Below are 18,360 nucleotides of genomic sequence, written 5' to 3' on the forward strand. Positions count from 1 at the left end.
ATGACCCTTGCTCGGAGCAGGGCCCATTACGGCATCTAGCTCGCCACTCTCTTTTTCAGGTGAGCTTCGGGCTTCTGTAGCGCCGCCCGCCTCTCAGGAAGATAGTCATACCTGTTGTATATCTCATCGAGATCGGATTTGCCTCCACCGGTCACGTGGTTGAGCATGATCTCAGCGATTTCACGGGAGATCCCAGGTCGGGCAAGTGTAGATCGGAGAGTACGCCGAAGATCCCGTCCTTGCCATCCTGCACACCTGATTTCTTGTCGAGCTCCTTTTTCAGCTTGCCCCACGAGCCGTCGTTGAAGTGCGTGCCTTTGATGTGACCGGGGAAGTAGTAGTCGCTGTTTCTTGTCTCGCCAGTTGTCGCCCATCTTTTCTTGCTGATCGAGAGGCGCCCGCGCCATGGGAAGGATCGTAATTGCGTGGGCGCCTCCGTTCAAGGCAGGTCAAAAAGATCGGCGGCGGTCCGTTGGGGCCCCTCGACTCATCCTATTCTGGAAGAACAGGCTCTTCACCGAAGGGACGATTGATCACTGCGAGCACTTCAGGAGCGGCGTAAACTCGGTTGCGTGCGTATCCGGTCCGCTCGTGCAGAATGCCGGCTTCCTCCAACTGCGCAATGCCCTGATTTATTTGTGCGGGGGTGACATCGAGCAGTTCGCTAAGCCGCTTTGCCGTCACCACCGGATAATTGTGAAGTTCGTCGAGCGCTCTCCTGGCCGCAGATCCCCTTCGGAATTTTCGGCGGCCCCTCCATCGCTCGGATAGTTCCGACAGCGCTGTGCGCGTCCGGATGAGCTCTTCGACGGTACCGGTCACGGCGTCGGCCATGAAGGTGATGACGGGCTCCCATTCGAGCCGTTGTTGTGCATCCTTGAGCGAGGCGTAGTACGTGCCCTTTTTGCTTTCGATGTAAGGTGAAAGGTACAGGGGCACATGCTTCTCCGCAGCCATCATGAGCGGAAGCAGAAGGCGACCGACACGACCGTTGCCGTCCCGGAAGGGGTGCACCGCCTCAAAATGAGCGTGAGCAATCGCCATGCGCGTAATGAACCCTTGCGTCATCTGCTGCATCCCCTCATTCCGGAGGTAGTCGACCGTTTGCGCGAGGCAGTCAGGAACATCGGCAGGAGGCGGAGGATTCCAACTTGAATATGCGATGTCTTTACTCCCGCCGATCCACACGACGCGCGCTCGAAGTTCGCCGGGAACGTCCTGGTAATCCGGATCGTCCTTCATCACGGCCCGATGGAGATCCCTGATCAGGTCCATCGTGAATACGCCGTAGCCTTCCTTGGCGGCTCTCGGGATGAATCCGTCCAAGGCGACAGCGTAGTTGCGGACTTGGCGCGTTTCGTCCCGGGCACCATTGTCGCCGGTCTCCTCGACGGAAAGCAATTCGTCGAGAGTGCTCTGAGTGCCTTCGATCGACGAGGAACTGACCGCCTCGCGTCTGGTCAGGACCCGGCTGACGATGTAGGGGTCCTTCATTTGGGCCGCGATGGCGTCGACCTTGCCGAAGGCCGCCTGAGCGGCTTCGAGGGCCTTCGTCGCTCCGGGAGCGAACACGCCGTCTTCTGGTGGCGCCGGAGGCACGATCCCGTAATGGGAATCGTAGGGCGGCGGCAGCCGCTTCAGGGTCTCTCGGATCGTATGGCTGAGATCGCTGCGCTTCATTGGAACCCAAACTAAAAGGCCGAACTTCCTATTTATATTTTGGTTTTTTGATAAAGACCACAACATGGCGCGATCGCGGGACGCTTATTTTGGCTTTCGCAAAAGTGGCGGTGCCCACTCGACCTTAGGTTCTCTATATGTTCCAATCGAGAGACGGCCCTGCCTCAGCTTGAATTATTGTCGCCTGACGGTGTCAAAATACCGTAAGGAACCTAACAGTAAACCTGTTGTTGACATACGTTTCGAGATTATCTCCAGTAGACAACCAGAGAGAGTATGCCGCTTAGGCTGGTGACATCATGTCCCACTTCTTCCATGAAATCGCGACCCCCCGCGTGAGCTTCAATGAAGGCTTCAAGGCCTTTTTTGGCTTCGCCGTGCTCGCTATTGTCTTGGTCGGTGCAATCATAGGCTTCATTAGCGAATCGAGGCTATCATTCGGTCTCGGTGTCATCAGCGGCGTAGTTGGCGGGGCTACCGGTTTTGTCGTGGCAAACTTTCTCGTGGGTCGTTCCAAGAGATGAGGATAGCGTCTTTATATTTATAGGCGCCGTTCTCATTCTGTATGTAATTTTCGCTTACCTCTTAGATCTTCTCAGAAAACCTCAAACTACCGACGCGAATAAAGCGATCTTTGATCGCTGTTTCAACGCGGGTACGTTCGCAAGCTCCTTGATCCTGCTAATTGGCGTCTTCGTCCCGGACACCCTCAAGGCGATCGGAAATTTAAAGCCATTTCTGTTGTTCGCCGGAGTAGCTGGCGGAGCCTATAGTTTTAGGGCTCTTCTCCTTGGGTAAGAGCGCTTCTTCGGCGGGTCTTCGCGCTGATCGATTAGCATCACGATGTCGTTCATTTCCAGCGGAGAGGAGACAAGGCCGGCGGCTATCGCGGGCGTCATCCGAAGCGTCTTATGCTGCTTGATGAAATTGTACCAGACGAAATAGAGCGAGAGTGCGCGATAGTGGTTCTCCACTTTCTTTGAGAAGGCATTGGTGAGCCGAGTAAAGCGGCGCATCGACATGCGCATGGTGAGATCCTGGCGCTCCACGTAGGACATGGAAATGTGCGCGACGTCAGGCGAACCAAGGATCAGGTCCTTATCGATGCCGATCAGCTTTGCGGGGCTGTAGCGCTTCTGCGGTTGCGGGTCGCTGTGGGATACCACGGCTCCAGCCGCATCGGCGGCCTAGTCAAGTCGGCCAAATTTCAAACTCAGGCATGACCCGACAGACGGCTTCCGAAAGGCCCGCGAGCTGGCGCACGCCGACCTCAAAGCAGACGGAAAAGATGGCCGGCGCCGGCGGCAGGGACGCACCCAACGCACGCCAGACAGGCCCGGCGGACCCGATGCCGGCCGAATATTGGGATGCCGTCCTGAAGGACGCCGGCGCCGACGCTGACAGACCGGTCCCCCTATCCAGCTATCCAGTCGCGGAGGCTTTCGGAGATCGACCAGCACGTGCTGCGGGCCTCCTGCAGTCGATGCGGCCGCATCGTCGAAATTCAGAAAACCGATGCCTACGGGCTATACGGTCCGGATGCGGGCTGGAAGGACGTCGAGCAACGGCTCCTCGACGCCACCACCCGTCAGTGGCGGCGACCGAGCGACTATTGGCGCGGGTCGAACGGCGCCGCATTCAAGCAAGCGCATGATCCAGCCTGATCCACGCTCCCTCGTCCCTTCCATTTACGAAAACACCGCGGCTTTTGCTTCATCGTGTTCGACGGCCACTCAGCGCCGTTCGACTGGGGAATCCGCGAGACCCGCGGCCCTCATAAATGCAAGGTGTGTTTACCGCCGCATTGCGCAGCTCTTAGATCAGAATGCGCCCGACGTGCTCGTCATCCAGGATACCTGCGAACGGGAAGCACGCTCTGGCCGAAACGATTGCAAATATAGTGCCGCCGCCACGCAAACCCTCGATGAGCGAAGATCATCGAATGGGGTTCTTCGATGCCGCGCGGCACCGGCGCTGACATACTTTCGACGAAAGCGGCTCGACGAGTGCACGAGATAGGCGCTGCAGCAGTGCTGCCCGTCAATGTCGTGGCGGCCCAAGAGGTCCTTCAATGGTTATTGCTCGCTCAGGCATTCTGCCCTGCAAGACGAAAAACGTGGGTAGGGTTCGGTTCAGTATATGAAGCGCATAGCCCAACGGAACGTTTGCCTCATGCGCGGCGTGCTTCACCTGATCTAGCGGCACAAGGGACGACGCCGGTGGTTCCGCTGCCCTGACTTCCAATCTTAGCTTTTGAATTTCAAGCTCCCTCTTTAAGCTTTCCAGGTCGAGAAGACTGCGCTCCTTTTCTATCTTTTGGGTTTCCTGGCCGACCTTCTTGGTTTCGGCCACGGTGCGACGCCAGTTCAGAACAGTCTCAATCGCGCCCGCGGCCGCAAGTATGCCGCCACCTGCATAGACGGGGAGAAGAACCGGCGCGGAAATGATGCCTGCACCGCAGGCCGCCACAACCATTAATCCAAAACCCAACAGACCCGGTCCAGCAAGTGCGAACGAAACGGATCCCGCACTGACCTGGGCGTGAGGCATGACTGTTGACACCCCAAATGGCCGATTAGCAGCCATGAGGACAATCATCAATTGGCTCAAAGCAACTGCATCGGCAGCGAGTTCGCCAAGAGGAATCCCATTTTCATCAGTGGGCGACGGCGAAGAAAACCGTACCTTGAACGCTGTGGCAACTCCTTCGGATACGGCGTGGCCGACTTTCAAGTCTCCTTGATTCACCAGAGCAGCGACGTCATCATCGGACGGGTCGATCCATCTGAGGATTAAGGGAGCGAGATTGCTACGATTGTTTTGCACCCATGCTTCACCTTCCGGAACGCTTCCATATCCATCCTTCTTAAGGACCGATGGCCGCGTATCGGACACACCTGCGGCACGCATGAGTTCCTGCTTCTCGAGTTCAGGAAGTTGGCTGAATAGGCGATAGAGCGTGGTTTCATCGGCCATGCTACCCCTCCCTTGGATCCCTGATCTGTTCAGTTGGGACTTAGGCGTAAACAGAGTCAGAAACTACTCGTCGGCGTCCCCAGGATGCTTATTACCAATCGAATGGGTTCGGAAATGGCGCCTTTCCCTAATCAGGATCTGGCGTGCAGTGCCGACTCCACAGCGCTTGTGCCGTGTGCAGCGACTGGCCGCTTCCGGCGATTGTCGGGAATGCGCAGACCATCCTCTCGCTTCCGGTGTTCGCTGCGATGGCCGACGCGATCTTCACGTGCAAAACGGGCGCTCTTAGCGAGCGAACTAAATTGCTCGCTTACAACTCCCTTCTTCTTCGTGATCACATAGCCGCCTCTTGTCATGCTGAATGGCTTTCGGAGCAGCCCAAGATGGTCAAATTTGGTGCCGGGCGGGTGCTTGAACGGCTCAAACCAGGCCGGATGTACGAAGTTCGACATCGGAATGCCGTCGACCAGAAAAGTATCTTCCTCGACCGGGTCGCTCATTTCATAAGCGTACTCGGTGCCGTCTGCCGCTTCCGCCCAAAGGTTTGCGAGCGGGTCGATCACCATTTCGAACAGTTCGTGCGACGCAGTGACGCTGACCAATTGGTGGTCCGCCAACGTGGTTCTGACGAACACTTTGGAAACGGGCTGTCCGCCTTTTGTGAGGTCGTGATAGCCGAGCGCACCAGCCGCGTCGGCATCGTTGAAATAAACAAATTGCCAATCAGAGGGCTTTGCAGCGTCGGTATTGTATAGCTTTACGGGGTAGCCCCACACTGGGAGAAAGTAGGTGTCATAGCACTTCTGAAGCGCTCGCGTCAGCTTTTCAAAAGGTATACCCAGATCGACGGTTGCCTTATTGATACAGGCAATGGTGACCTGGCCGCCCTGTCCAGCCTGAGCTGCACGAATCACTTTCATGATTGTCCTCCCTAAGCCGCGCCCCAGTCAGCCTGGCGCTCTCACCACATCCTACCGCTTTCCTGATGCCGAAGAGTGAACTGGATCACAGGTTAAGATGATAAACGCGGGTGAGTAAGCGGACCGGCGATCATGGGACCCGAGCCCGTATCCACCCGAATGGCTCTCCACAGTCGGGAAAGTCTCGCAGTTCATGAAGCGTCGATAGGTGCAATGATTTGCACTGCTTGTGCGATCTCAGGAAGGTTACTCAACGCATCTGACTTCGCCGCGACACGCGTTGTCGCGTTCGTCGCCAAACCTCTCGCAGATGAACGAGCGTCACGAACGAACGTAAATAAATGAGCGGGGAATTTAGTCCCCGCTGAGGGCTGGAGCCCTTATTCAGAAATGAGCAGCTCCGATTTCAATTCCAAATGCGCCTGATTCTGGATCTTCATGATGGCTCGGTGCTTTCTCGCAGCGTCAATCACCTGGGCAAGATCAAGGTTTTGAATGATCAACAACCCCGTAGCCGCCGGCAAAGTAGTTACGGGTCCCATCGGCCCCTTGGGGCCTTGAGGAACCAGTGGCTTCCCCGTGTCCTCCTCCACAGCTCAAGCTCCCATGTCCTCCGTCCCCACCTTGCTAACCCAGCCCTCCGTCTCCGACGGCCCCGTTAGCGCCTGCGGGAGCGGAGAAGGAATACGCGCTCGTGGGCAACGGGATCTTTCCAACATTGATTATTCTAGCGTTCCTCAGTGCCTACCCGCGCCTCCTGCCACCCGGGGCGCCCTGGATTCCTCTTATTCCGTCAACGCTGTTACATCCGCTTTGCGTGTACAGCGCCGCCCAACGTGTCCAGATCCCCGGGGGAACGATAGGTGGTCCGGAAGTTGCGCTGTTAAACTTAGTCGCGGCGCGGCGGACCGCGGCCTTCCTGTGAACCAGTTCACAACCATCCAGCGAATTGGCCGTTATGTTACCGTAGTTGTATTATGCCGCTCTCCTGAGCGTCGGGGTCATTCCTGGACTGGATTCGCATACGAAAGCCTTAGAGGCGGCACGACCTATTTGCCGGCACAGCAGGGAATTGGGAGCCATTTGTGATTGGAAATGCGCCGTCGCTAAGCAGATTTGTGGTTCGGATGGGAAGTCTAGGCTGGATGGTTTACGATCGAGAGCGCAAGGGGCCTGCGCTGATTGGAAGCGAGTGGGCAGCCAATTTGACGAAGGAGCAGGCAGAGCGTGAGCTCCACATCCTCTCCCTTTCAGCAGGAAAACAAACGGGCTAACCTCTGCCCAGACAGGCGGCTTGCAATCATAAGCTGCGAGAGGCCCGATCGCCGCCGTCTTCTGCGGAAGCCGGCGGGGCCAACTGAAGCGGTCCACCAGCCCCCGCGAAGGTCCGGTCCTACTCGCTCAGCTCGGGCAAGCTGCAGTTGAACTGACCTTGTCGGCTCGCCCACGCCTTTTTGTTTGGTATCCAATCTGGTGAGTGGACGGCCAAAATGTATGGCATACCTTTTCGTCGCAAGCGTGCATACCTATCGCGTCGAGATTAAGCCGCTTGCTGTCGCAACTATCCAACGATTGCCCCATCGCACGATCGAGTCGACCCGCCCGATGCCGGGGATCACGTCGCCCCGTGCAGCCATTCGAATCCCATCGGGCCCTTCAAGCACCGCCGTTCCGCCGCGAACGTCGAGGACTGCCCAGCCGACCACAGTCGTCGGCGGTGTCTCGGGGACCGACATAAGCGGCGTCGTAGGCCGGACCGCCCCCCGTCACAGACATGTCCGGCTCAACAGCATCCCCCGATTGCGCCCCACTCGACGCTTTAGTCAGAGACTTCGGAGCAAGGTTCGCGGTGACTGTGGCGGACTGACTTAGACGAGGCGGTGTTCGCCAGCTTGATTCTGATGCTAGCTTTCGGGCGCTTTCGACCTTACCGCTCAATTTTGTGTCCGGCATGCGGCGCGAAGCCGTTTCTATCTGAGCAATTCGATAGACAGCTGAGACAGCTGCTGGGGCATACCAAGCACCAGCCCACCCCAATCCAAAGCCTCCAACCAATGCGACCCCGACGACCCAAATAGCGGATTTTGAATGGCCGCTTGGCGCCAACAGCGCCTGGATCTCATCACGATTGGAGGTCGAGAAATCCAGTTGGTCGAGCGTGACGGGCCACGCGACCTCGCCATGTCCGCGATCGTCGACCGCCTCAATCCTTTCCAAGGTATTCGCATGGCGAAATTGCATGCTCGGGTCCCTTGTGGTCCCTAATGATCATGCCGGGAACTAAACCAATTCTTAACAGCCGTCCCCGCAGCACGAATAAGTCAGCGACAGGTCGCGCAAGAAACCAAAAGTGAGATCTCTGGCGACCGGCGGCAGCTCGTCTCCACGACCGTTTGCGGCCTTGTGCGGCTGGCACGGCGCTGTATTAGGACCGCGATCTCGGTACGAGCACCGCTCTGATGTCGGCGAGCCCCATCGCCGAGCACATGCCGCCCGCCCACGTTCTCGGTGTCGAGCCAAGATCAATTCGATGTTGCGCCACTTCTAGCGGCCGCGCAGGCCAACGATACGCTGACTGGGTCCGAAGCTCCGACTACGCCGATCGACGCGCTTATGCTCATTGCAGAGGCCCGCAACGAGGCGCCGAGCCGGACGGCAACTTGGCTGGGCGCACTTTTGATGATGCTGGCGATGCTCTCCATGTTGAGCTCGAGCCGCTCGCTTCGGCACGCATTCAGATTGCACCCTGAGGCGCACCGCACCGGCCTGTATTACGGTAGGCGCCGTCGGGATCGAAGAGTCCGGACGCCGGTCTAGCCGAATTGCCACGCGTACAAACGTTCCTCGCGCCAGCGCTTTCTTTAGCACTGCCTTAAACGAACCTATCGACTACGATGGCGGCCCCCTAGAGGATGGGACTTCCATCATGCGGTACAAAGTGTTCGTGGTGGACAGAGACAGGCAAGTGATTTGCGCTGCAAAGCTCGACTGCATCGACGAGCAGGCGGCGGGACGTCGAGCCGAACAAATCTATAGCGGGCACGACGTTGAGCTTTGGGACGGCGATTGGCTCGTCGCCATGTTTCGAGGTGAAGCGTCGAACATCCAGGCGATGGGCCAACACCGTCAGAGTAGCCTCCCACAGGTCAGCGTCAGCCACTCGCAATCGCGGTTAATGGTCGTCTTGGTCTAACTCTCGCAACAGTCGACGAAGGAAGTCGCTGGCGTGGTTGTATTGTGCGGCGCCGTCCAGGATCTGATGAGCGAGTGGTGACATAATGTTGCCAATAGCGTCCGAGCCAATCAGCTCGGTCCGAGATGACCACAACTCCAACAGCCCGTCGGGGATGTGTTCGCTCGATCCGAATAGTTTGAGGAGCCGGCCCTCGGCGATACCGTTGTGATCATGGTGGGCCTTGGCCGCATAAAAGGCGAACAAGCCCCGAAAGGCGTCACGGGAAACGGCAGGCTTAGCCATCGCGTGTCCCCACAGAAGTTCAAATGAATTTGCGAAATCCGGAACTGAACGGAGCCTATTCCCTCGAATCCTCACATGAAGAAGATTCTACAGCAGACCGGGAAAACGCGGCAAGCTCTTTTATTTACGTTAGATGTGCCAACTGCCTGGGCGTGTCCAAACCCGTCTTTTACGAGCTCTCTTCTAGGTTGCGTTATCCCCTGCTGGTCCGTCGCCCTGGGTCCGGGTGAGAGCGATAACGCCTCGCGCTCACGCGACGCCGGCCGTTCATACGGATCGATGCCGATCTTAGCTTACAACTCGACAAGGTCGGTCGTCCGCCTGAGCTAGTTGCGGCGAGATGAGGTTCAACGGCCTCTTCAGCAAAGAGACAACCGGTGGCGCTAAGTGACCAATCTCTCGCAATCACAGCGAAGGGTGGCCTCTACGCGAGGCGCATGCCACGGCCGCGATCGTCCATCCAAGCATGAGTCAACGCATCACTTCTGTGCAGCTCGTCAGCGACGCAAAACAGGAAGAGCCCAACACTCCGCGCACTATTCAGCCGCTTGGAAGTCTCGATCACGGAGAGGACACGTCGCGCACCTGTGGCTCAAGCCATTCCGGTGCCTTAAGTCGCCATCAGCCGACCACTTCCTTCCAAGTCATCGCCTAGGTCCGCTGGGGTTGGGGCCGTCGCCACCGCTGTTACGTGTCAGCTGACATCCGATTGACAACAACGTTCGGTTTTCTAATGCCGACAAATGTCAAAAAGCCTGTCGTATTGCTCTAAGCGTAGTCCTTCAGGCCACGCTGCATCGCTGCGAGTTGAATTGCTGGACAGCAAGAGAGACGCGACGATCAAAGAACGAAACACTTCCGCCCCGATAAAATTGCAATTGAAAATTGCGGCACAACCACGTAACAATCCTATGGTCAATATTCCTGATCGTTACCAGCATCGTGTCACTTCTTCTGTTGTTCAATCGCGCCCACTCGACGGCGTCGACGCGCGGTCCGATAGCAACTGCCTCTAATTCCGACGTCTCCCTCTAGACCTGACTTCGATATTCCGATTTTTTGTTTCAACCTCGCGGAGGGAATTCCGTGGCTCATAGTCCGTCTCTGTTTTTCTATCTTCGGATCAGCGTCCTGTTCATCGTGGGTGCCTTGTTGCCTCGTGCGGGATACGCAGAATGCGTCGCCGATCCTCAGTGGTTACCGAAAACCCCAGCTCCGACGTTTGATCGGCCGCCCCCCCATCCGGAGCCTGACTGCGTCTTCTACAAGCCAGCCTGGCAGAACTTTTTGCTCGCAGCCCAGCCCACGAACGGAAGTCCGGCCTTCTTGTCTTATTCGACCATCGGCGACGTCTTCGGGCCTGCCGTCGCACCAACGTTCGCGGCTAAAAGGCTGAACTTGCTGGCCTTGGCACCGCGCGCGCTAAAAGGATCGAATGATCCTACGACCGACACGCCGCGGCTTCCGGGACCGAACAGCGCAACGTCGATAAACGCGGGCGTGCGCCAGGCGGGTTTCGCCGGGCTTCTAATCGATCAAGGCGGCCAACCGATCTTCTACGCGATCCATATGAACCAGACCTTCGCTGACTTTGTCCGGTCGAAGCAGTTGACCAGCAAGGCCGCCGTCGAGAACGCCGACCCAAACCTCGAACTCCCGAAAGGAGCGGTTGAGCTGAAATCGGCTTGGCGGGTCGTCCCAAAGGGAAACGTTCCCGCGAACTACATCACAGTCGAGGCGAGTGTCCCAACCTTGAAGCGCAACGGACAGCTCCTAGAAGTCGACGAAACTGCCCCACCGCGGAGCGAGACCGTCGCGCTGCTCGCCCTCCACGTGGTCTTTATACCAGACGGGCATCCGGAATTCGTTTGGGCGACGTTCGAGCACGTCGACGCGAACGGCACGCGCGACCTCGCACCAGCCGCCGCTTCCCAACCATCTCCCGATAACGGACTGCCCGGCGGCGTGGATGGCCCGGTCAAGGCGCAAGACTTCGTTTTATACAAGGGTGGCACTCTTGCTTCCGCGGCAAATCAGTTCTTGACGGACGCCATAATGGCATCGTCGTTCGACGAGAGAAGCCAGACGTTTCTCAGCGGCGGCAAGCCGCTACAAACGTCGATTTATCGCATGTTTCCTGGATCGAAATCCGCTGGCGCCGGGACGGATGAAGACGAAGATATCGTGGATCTCAACAAGTCCATGACGTCGCTTTTCGCGCAGAATGCGCCGAACGATCCGCGCCGCAATTACCGACTCGTCGGTGCGATCTGGATGGACAAGCCCGAGCGCTTTGCGGCCGGCATGAAGATTGAAAATCCGGCAGGCATGACCACGGACGATCCTGCGGCGGTCGTCGCCGGTGAAGACGGCCTCTCCAGCATGGCCATGGAGTCCTTCACTCAGAACAGTTTCGTGAACTGTTTCAGTTGTCACGATACCCGCGTCGTAAAGGATCTGAACGGCAACGTCGTCCTGAAGGCGAAGAAACTGAACGTCAGTCACATATTCTCTAAGTTCGTCATCGATTCAAAGTAGCCGCGAGGGAGGGGAAAATGGGTTTCGGGCGAGTGAAGGAAATTCTCGATCAAGGTATGGCGACGTGGCAGCAAGCCAACGGGGAAGCCGATCTCAGTGGCCACGGTGCCAGTTTCAAATGGGATACGAAGGCAAACCTGCTCGCAGCGATCGGGCACGGAAAGCGCCTAATCCAACCTGAGCTGATCGGGCACGACGGAGCGAGTACGAATCTGGTCGTGGATCTGCGAACGGGTATCAGCAGCCCCGCGCTTCGGATGCCCAAGGGCGGTCCGTTCATACCCGACCCTGAAGTCCTCGAGATCGTCGACTGGATCAATCAAGGATGCCCCGATTGAATGTAGCGCATCGCGCCCGTTGCCGGGGTCCGACCGCGGAAAAACGATGGAGGTCACGCGCCGCAGGACGATATTGATGTATGCTGCAGCACGTGGCTCGCCCGAGATATTGGTCGAAGCGGCCACACGAGCTCAGACCGGTACCGTTGCGGATATGCCAGACATCCAATTCAAGCCTGATATCGCTGCCGAGCCAAGTGGCGTCCAATGACCTCGTCCATTGCTGGGCGATAAGCAAGGAACGGTGCATGCGCCCTGTCCTGCAGCGGACGCCAGACTGTTCCGAGCATCGTCAGCTCAAAGGCCACAGGCTTGTCAGCTGAGCTACCCTCTCAAATGAGTTCGAACTTCTGCAGCGCAGCTCGCTTCTCACGTAGATGATCATCCCTGCCATATATTGCGGAAAACAATTATGCTCATTCTTGATCGAACCAATCGTTCGCCCCGCGAACCACCCGTGCTCCACATGGGCTTAGCCACGAGCACGAACAGCAGGTGAAACAAAGCGGCAAGACGGAGCACTAGGGCATCGCGTTTTAGGGCTATTTGCCCGCACCTCCTAACGCCAGCACACTAGTCTTCGCTATTGCAATTTTGGCGTGATTGCTATCTGTTGATGCTTTAACAACTTTACATTGCTGGGCGCATTTTTTAGAGGGGCTTCGATGAAAAGGCCGTCAAAGAGCGGTTCTCGCGGAAAGAAAGCAGCTGCCAAAAGGCGTATATTTAAAGCGGCTCGCAAAAAAAAGGGCGCCACACGAAAAACCGCAGCGAAGAAGAAGGCTGCAACCACAGCGCAGGTACGCGCGGCAGTACCAGAGCGCATGGGAGCGCTCGGTTGCTGCACGATCAAGCCTCCGGGCGAGGCAGACTTTCATATTCCTCATCTCACAAAGAAAGACTGCTGCGAGCGGGCGAGAGCCTTGGGCGCGGTGTGCCACTGGAGACCGGGTGAGTGCGCTTAGGGTTAGTGCGATAAACGCACTTGCAACTAATTGTTGGGGGGGGCAAGCGATTGCATTACGCGTACCGATTTCCTCTAACCCTCATTTTACTTGGCGCGTGCTCCGGCTGTGCCGTCCCCCGTTACGACGTTCCTTATGACAAGGCAGGCCAGCCAACAGTTGCGTCGATCGTAGCTCGAGTTCAATGCGAGATTCGGGATATGGTTCGGGATGATCGACCTACTGATCCCGTGACGTTCAGTCGAAATTTCTTGCTGGATGGTGACTACGATGTAGAGGTGTCGTTATCACTCGATGTAAATGATACCGGCGGCCTTACACCTAGCCTTTCCTATGTAACCCCGCTGGCTGCTGCTGCCACTACGCTGACCGTTGCTGGCAGCGCCAATTTGAGCGAATCGCGCGAGCACAATTTCACCGAAAACATTCAGCTTTCGACTCGGAAGATTTTCCTGGACTGGAAGAACGGCGTCGATCCTCATGAATGCCCGCTTGTTGCGGACACCCCCCTCGCCGGAACGCTTGGCATTATCGACATGGTCGCAATGGCCAACAGCACCGCAGATTTGGACGAAAGTCGCAAGCTGACAGACGCGGGAGTTTTTGGCGGCTCAATCCAATTCGTGGTCACAAAGAAGATCACCGCGACAGGACCGACGTGGACGCTTGTGAGATTCAACAACATCTCTGCACTAGCAGATTTTTCTCAGGTGAACACAGACAAAATCACTCTGGCCTTCGCACTTGGTCCCAACGTCGGAAAGCCGATGCGCGTAGCGAGAGCGCGTAACCGCTACAATCCTTACGCACATGATTTCTTACAGCAGCTTCTAACAAGCTCAATCAATACTCAACTCACTAGGTTGCAGAACACGCTTCGCTGATTCAACAAGGCCATTAGGAGGCTGCGATGATACCGTTTGTTACAGTCGCAGAGATCGAAGAAGCGGCAAGAGGCAAGAACCATACAAGAGGCGCACGATGGTCATTTGCATCCGGTCAATTGCGACCCGGCCATAACAGATAGAGTTATAAAGAAGACGATGCTCGGCCTAGCCAAGAAGTTCGGGCCGGGTGGCATCAATAAGGCGATCGATCTTTTTGGCGCGACGTTTGCGGGATGAATTTCAGCAACGATCGCCTGTGAGACTGGCAAGGATGTGACTTCGGCCATCTTTGGTCCAACTGCCAGATTGCAAGATCGTGGGAAGGCACTTCTCGCCGTACCGCTACAAAGTCGAAAGCTGTTCGTGCAACTCAAACGCGCTCATGCGCTTTTGGCAAACATTATTATCTGCCGTGGGCAGTATCATGCCGAGATCCTTGCTCCCGGAGCAATCAAGTTTGGGCCGAGGTTATTTGACTCCAGTAACGAAAATGGGTCATCGAATCTCACCCGTCGCTCACGGCGCCCAACAGCCTCTTGCGTCTGGCGTTCGCGAGATTTTTCGCGAATGTGAACCAAGCCACAAAGGCCCGCACCTCAAAACGATAAAGATGCGAAACTACCAGTTGTAGCGCACGGCTCTTGAACCCAGCCGCGGACGATCATTCCACCAAGTGATTGAGGGAGAATGTCCATGAGCGATCGCAAGGTCTTTACAGACAGCGTCACCGAATTGCCCACCCAGCCCGGAGTGACCAAGAGTGGCCTAATGGTGGCTCACGCAAGGAGCGACACCCGCAATGAAACGATGGAATTGCTCTTTTCACTCGAGATGCCTGACAAGGACGATCTGGAAAAGCGTGTTGCTGAGGGCGAGGTACTATCTGCCGAGCAATTGAGTCAGAAGTACCGGCCCAAAAAGGCCGACGTTGACGCGCTCAAATCTTGGTTGACGGAACAAGGTTTCACCGTCGTCGGCGAGAGCCCGGGCGACACCGGAATATACGCCAAGGCCACTGTCGGTCAGATCGAACAAAGCCTGGGCGTCCAAATGGTGAAGGTTACGAAACAAGGAATAACCTACACCGCCGCACAGAATGCGCCGAGCCTCCCCATATCCGTCGGCGCCCCCGTCCATGCCATCATCGGCCTGCAACCATTCCGTCACGCTCACAAGCACATGGCGCGCAAGCTTGTGCACGGCAATCGCGTCACTCTGGATCGGCACGGGCTCCCCTCGCCAAATATCGCCAATTCTCCACCATATCTTGTTGCCGAGATTCTCCATGCGTACAATGCGAACGCGTTGGGCGTCACCGGCGCAGGCCAGACGATTGCGATATTGATAGACACTTTTCCAAATGATCACGACATCACTGAGTTTTGGAAAGCAAACGGGATCGCCGTCGACCTGACAAGGATCGGCAAGATCAAGGTGGGCGCTGGCCATCTGCCCGCCCCCGAGGGAGAGGAGACGCTGGATGTCTCGTGGACCAGCGGAATCGCGCCTGGAGCGAAGATTAAAATCTACGCGACCGGTTCACTTCAGTTTGTGGCGCTCGATCGGGCCCTCGATCGGATCATTGCGGACGCATCGAACGATCCGAGCCTCAGACAGTTGTCAATAAGCCTTGGACTGGGTGAAACTTTCATGGGAGGCCCAAACGGCGAAGTGGCCACCCAGCATCAGAAATTACTCAGACTCGCTGCATTGGGTGTAAATGTCTTCGTGTCGAGCGGCGACGCCGGCTCCAATCCGAACAGCGACGGGCAAACCCCAAACGGCCCGCTTCAGGCGGAATATGCAGCCTCGGATACGGCAGTCGTTGCGGTCGGCGGGACCAGCTTGAGGCTCGCACCAGGGGACGGGTCCGTTGCTCAAGAGGATGGCTGGCCGGGCAGCGGGGGCGGTGACAGCATCTTCTTCACCCGCCCAATCTGGCAAACAGGCAAAGGCGTACCGACCGGAAGTAAAAGGTCGGTACCTGATGTGAGTGCGGCCGCCGATCCGAATGAAGGAGCGTTTCTGGTCCTGCACGGACAGCCCACCGGAATTGGTGGAACAAGCTGGGCTGCGCCAGTTTGGGCGGGTTTTTGCGCTCTTATCAATGAGTCACGCCAAAAAGCCGGACTACCCGCCCTTCCTTATTTGAATCCGCTGCTTTACCCACTCAACGGCACTGGTTGCTTCCGGGACATTACAGCCGGCAGCAATGGCGAATTCAGGGGCGGGGTCGGCTATGACCGCGTCACCGGCTTGGGGGCGCCGGACGTCAAGCAATTGATCGCTGCGTTGACGCAAGCACCAGTGCAGGCATCCGTCGCAGCGTAGAAGCTACACGAAGGGAGCCGCTACGGCTCACACCTGCCAATTTGCGAGACCGATGCAGAGCTGGCTCTAACCGACCAGCCCTGCATCGTTTCCTAAAGCAGCAGCAAAACAATTCTGTGCCGCGCGGTTTCGCGACACCATGGGCGGGCTCGATAATCTGCCTTGGCAGAAAAGGGCACCAAGCTCACAGGTTTTATCGTCTCTGTTCTCGCGGTACTCTTAGTCATACTTCAGTTCTTTGCTTGTCCTTTTTCCATTGAAGGTAACGGCCTCCGAGAACCGACGTCGCACCTAGTCGGTAGGGGTGCCTAAGAGACCAAAACAGCCGCCTCGTGCGGGCGTAGTTTAACGGTTAGAACGGCAGCTTCCCAATTTCATGACGCTGCAAATTCTCACAAGAGTGCGCGCGCCCACGGCGCAATGAAGGCAGCAAAACCGCAGTGGATACAAACTCGATCGCTTAGTGTCGGTCAAAGCGCCGACTGCATCCGATGCCGCCGGCGCCAGAGCCAGAGCTCTTGGTTTAGCGAAACGCCCGGTCCAGATAAGCGTCCAGACGCGCTTGAGTAACAGCATCCAGCGCACTCTGCTCATTCGCTGATCGTACATTGGATCTTTGAAGGGCGGACCGAGCCGCCAACCCAGGAGCCACGATCGCAGCCGCAGCTGTCTGCCGCGAAGCCGTTCGTTTCATCGTGTCGAGCGACAGACCAATGATCAGCGCGTGCTTATCCACTCTCGATCCGGAGATGCCGAGGCTTGCTGCGCTCGCCAATCCCCACCGGTTTCCCGAGGGTGCTACGATAACGTGCGGAGAGGCTGATCCTGTAATGGTCGTGGTGAATGTCAATGTATCTGCAAAAATCGTCGCGCTCGTTTTGTCAGGCGACAAATTCTTGATTTCATTGATCTCAAAGAAGGTCGAAACCAGTTCGTCGATGCCGATCTTTCCTGCGATCGGGTAAGTGTAGTTGGATGATTTGTAGTCGTAGCTCGGCCCACACTCCAGCTGGCCATTCTCCAAAAGATCTTCGGCTGTCTCACTCACAACGAAATGCCTGAGATTCTCGCGCCTGAAATCGCCGCTTGCCGACAGGCCGAGTCCTGCGGCCCCATTGGTGAACAACTTGACGGGATCGAGGACGCCGGAGGCGCCGTTGTCCTCAGTAATGTCGAAGGAAAAATCATAAGCTATGCCAGTCCTGATGTATCGATCGTAAATGACCTGCTCGATCCCGTTTAGACGAGTCCTGAGGTTCGACGGCCACTGTCTTCCGCGGAGAGCGCTGAGCTCATCAATCAAAGGGTTCGCCAGATCCTCCTTCCGGAAGAGTGCAATCGCCTTGTCCTGGATTGCCAGCCGACTTTCGCAGCGAATGTATTGCACAAGCTCAGACGTGCGCACCCCGGTAACATCCTGTTGGACAGGATGGAGCGAACAGCCCGCAAGAAAGACCGTTGCGATGCAGGCCAACGGCGGCTGCCATCGCCTTTCACCCCATGCTTGGCTTAAGATCTTCGTGCGAATGTCGGGGTGCTTAGACCGCCTTTGCAGCATGATTATTCTCAAAGCAACTTGTTGAAACAAAGTACGAATACACAACAAGCAACGAATGCCATTCCCGCCGGATCGCGGCCGGCGGAAATGGCATGATGCAGCGTTTAAATCGCCGACCGCCTTAAGGCAGCCACGCGCAGGAATAAACGAGGTACGAGGATGCGCGCTACAAATTCTCCGCTTGTGACCCAATCGTTTCATCTGCGAGGAAGGCTTGAGTACGTGAGGCCGACGGCGGGTCGCAGGAGCCCGCTCTCGATTCCAGTTGGTATCGCTTCTGGACTGTTGTCATTTTTCAGCCATGCCCTCGACAGGGCGCGCAACACACCAGGCTCTCAAGCTTCTTAGCCGCACAGACTAGAGCAGTTTCGGCGCCGCTTTTTTGCGTTCCCGCCCCAAGTTACGCCGAACAAAAGCGCGAGACATTGCTTTAAAGCCGCAAGATGTCGCTCCGAAGACATCCGATCGCAGCTTGTCGCGGGCCATCTCGCACCCTCTGCCTAGCCAGTGCGTATTCTTCCGATAGGCGGCCGTACTAAGCGTTTGCGATCAGGCTTTGCCAGCCACATCAAGGGAGTCATACGTCGGCAACCGATTTGCGCGACGACGCGGAAGTCGCGGCCATTCGGAGGAAAACTCCGCCGTCGCCGCGTAGAAGATATCGACATTCCCGGAACACTCCTGTACGG

General features: G+C 56.9%; 13 protein-coding genes and 1 pseudogene. 7 read left to right on the forward strand and 7 right to left on the reverse strand.

The features are described 5' to 3' along the window. Nucleotides 1-492: 492 nt before the first annotated feature. Nucleotides 493-1,680, reverse strand: coding sequence for a Fic family protein (locus tag BRAGE_RS0130115; protein ID WP_027564837.1), 1,188 nt, complete (start codon nt 1,678-1,680; stop codon nt 493-495). A gap of 299 nt (nt 1,681-1,979) precedes the next feature. On the opposite strand from BRAGE_RS0130115, the gene BRAGE_RS0130120 reads away from it, so the two are divergent. Next, the gene (locus BRAGE_RS0130120; protein WP_027564838.1) at nt 1,980-2,204 is read left to right on the forward strand and encodes a hypothetical protein; all 225 of its coding nucleotides are present in this window, start codon (nt 1,980-1,982) and stop codon (nt 2,202-2,204) included. A 243-nt stretch (nt 2,205-2,447) separates the two neighbouring features. Here the strand turns inward: BRAGE_RS0130120 and BRAGE_RS50000 are convergent. Continuing rightward, nucleotides 2,448-2,831, reverse strand: a pseudogene (locus BRAGE_RS50000) (IS1 family transposase); the annotation flags it as partial. 309 nt (nt 2,832-3,140) lie between these two features. Here BRAGE_RS50000 and BRAGE_RS57100 point away from each other — a divergent pair. Then, nucleotides 3,141-3,344 (forward strand): hypothetical protein, encoded by a 204-nt coding sequence (locus BRAGE_RS57100; protein ID WP_063617245.1) that lies wholly within the window; start codon nt 3,141-3,143, stop codon nt 3,342-3,344. 376 nt (nt 3,345-3,720) lie between these two features. Here BRAGE_RS57100 and BRAGE_RS0130135 read toward each other — a convergent pair whose 3' ends face one another. Then, the gene (locus BRAGE_RS0130135) at nt 3,721-4,656 is read right to left on the reverse strand and encodes a hypothetical protein (RefSeq protein ID WP_027564839.1); all 936 of its coding nucleotides are present in this window, start codon (nt 4,654-4,656) and stop codon (nt 3,721-3,723) included. 131 nt (nt 4,657-4,787) lie between these two features. After that, nucleotides 4,788-5,576 (reverse strand): hypothetical protein, encoded by a 789-nt coding sequence (locus BRAGE_RS50010; RefSeq protein WP_051378155.1) that lies wholly within the window; start codon nt 5,574-5,576, stop codon nt 4,788-4,790. Between the two features lie 2,926 nt (nt 5,577-8,502). Here BRAGE_RS50010 and BRAGE_RS50020 point away from each other — a divergent pair. Then, nucleotides 8,503-8,769: a hypothetical protein gene (locus BRAGE_RS50020; RefSeq protein WP_035730221.1), complete on the forward strand. Its 267-nt coding sequence runs from the start codon at nt 8,503-8,505 to the stop codon at nt 8,767-8,769. Here the strand turns inward: BRAGE_RS50020 and BRAGE_RS0130165 are convergent. Then, nucleotides 8,749-9,054: a hypothetical protein gene (locus tag BRAGE_RS0130165; RefSeq protein WP_027564842.1), complete on the reverse strand. Its 306-nt coding sequence runs from the start codon at nt 9,052-9,054 to the stop codon at nt 8,749-8,751. The two genes, BRAGE_RS50020 and BRAGE_RS0130165, sit on opposite strands and share 21 nt — an antisense overlap. Nucleotides 9,055-10,140: 1,086 nt before the next feature. On the opposite strand from BRAGE_RS0130165, the gene BRAGE_RS50025 reads away from it, so the two are divergent. Beyond that, nucleotides 10,141-11,592 carry a hypothetical protein gene (locus tag BRAGE_RS50025; protein WP_027564843.1) on the forward strand — a complete coding sequence of 484 codons (1,452 nt, stop codon included), beginning with the start codon at nt 10,141-10,143 and terminating at the stop codon, nt 11,590-11,592. Between the two features lie 17 nt (nt 11,593-11,609). Then, on the forward strand, nt 11,610-11,930 hold the full coding sequence (locus BRAGE_RS0130175; RefSeq protein WP_027564844.1) for a hypothetical protein: 321 nt from the start codon (nt 11,610-11,612) through the stop codon (nt 11,928-11,930). 583 nt (nt 11,931-12,513) lie between these two features. Here BRAGE_RS0130175 and BRAGE_RS55075 read toward each other — a convergent pair. Then, entirely contained in the window at nt 12,514-12,777 is a 264-nt protein-coding gene (locus BRAGE_RS55075; protein ID WP_167336531.1) for a hypothetical protein, read from the reverse strand. 318 nt (nt 12,778-13,095) lie between these two features. On the opposite strand from BRAGE_RS55075, the gene BRAGE_RS0130185 reads away from it, so the two are divergent. Both BRAGE_RS0130185 and BRAGE_RS51825 read left to right on the forward strand, forming a co-directional pair. Further along, nucleotides 13,096-13,779 carry a hypothetical protein gene (locus BRAGE_RS0130185; RefSeq protein WP_141263418.1) on the forward strand — a complete coding sequence of 228 codons (684 nt, stop codon included), beginning with the start codon at nt 13,096-13,098 and terminating at the stop codon, nt 13,777-13,779. Between the two features lie 696 nt (nt 13,780-14,475). Further along, on the forward strand, nt 14,476-16,113 hold the full coding sequence (locus BRAGE_RS51825; RefSeq protein WP_084335110.1) for a S53 family peptidase: 1,638 nt from the start codon (nt 14,476-14,478) through the stop codon (nt 16,111-16,113). Nucleotides 16,114-16,636: 523 nt separating this feature from the next. Here BRAGE_RS51825 and BRAGE_RS0130200 read toward each other — a convergent pair. Further along, a complete protein-coding gene (locus tag BRAGE_RS0130200) occupies nt 16,637-17,671 on the reverse strand; it encodes a hypothetical protein (RefSeq protein WP_027564847.1) in 1,035 nt (344 codons plus the stop codon). Nucleotides 17,672-18,360: the final 689 nt, after the last annotated feature.

The sequence above is a fragment of the Bradyrhizobium genosp. SA-4 str. CB756 genome (assembly GCF_000473125.1).
GTDB lineage: Bacteria > Pseudomonadota > Alphaproteobacteria > Rhizobiales > Xanthobacteraceae > Bradyrhizobium > Bradyrhizobium arachidis.

What these genes read in the sequence shown, in the direction of transcription:
- BRAGE_RS0130115 (WP_027564837.1), bottom strand. Translation starts at nt 1,680, where the DNA reads ATGAAGCGCAGCGATCTCAGCCATACGATCCGAGAGACCCTGAAGCGG.
- BRAGE_RS0130120 (WP_027564838.1), top strand. Translation starts at nt 1,980, where the DNA reads ATGTCCCACTTCTTCCATGAAATCGCGACCCCCCGCGTGAGCTTCAAT.
- BRAGE_RS0130135 (WP_027564839.1), bottom strand. Translation starts at nt 4,656, where the DNA reads ATGGCCGATGAAACCACGCTCTATCGCCTATTCAGCCAACTTCCTGAA.
- BRAGE_RS50010 (WP_051378155.1), bottom strand. Translation starts at nt 5,576, where the DNA reads ATGAAAGTGATTCGTGCAGCTCAGGCTGGACAGGGCGGCCAGGTCACC.
- BRAGE_RS50020 (WP_035730221.1), top strand. Translation starts at nt 8,503, where the DNA reads ATGCGGTACAAAGTGTTCGTGGTGGACAGAGACAGGCAAGTGATTTGC.
- BRAGE_RS0130165 (WP_027564842.1), bottom strand. Translation starts at nt 9,054, where the DNA reads ATGGCTAAGCCTGCCGTTTCCCGTGACGCCTTTCGGGGCTTGTTCGCC.
- BRAGE_RS0130175 (WP_027564844.1), top strand. Translation starts at nt 11,610, where the DNA reads ATGGGTTTCGGGCGAGTGAAGGAAATTCTCGATCAAGGTATGGCGACG.
- BRAGE_RS0130185 (WP_141263418.1), top strand. Translation starts at nt 13,096, where the DNA reads ATGGTTCGGGATGATCGACCTACTGATCCCGTGACGTTCAGTCGAAAT.
- BRAGE_RS51825 (WP_084335110.1), top strand. Translation starts at nt 14,476, where the DNA reads ATGAGCGATCGCAAGGTCTTTACAGACAGCGTCACCGAATTGCCCACC.
- BRAGE_RS0130200 (WP_027564847.1), bottom strand. Translation starts at nt 17,671, where the DNA reads ATGCTGCAAAGGCGGTCTAAGCACCCCGACATTCGCACGAAGATCTTA.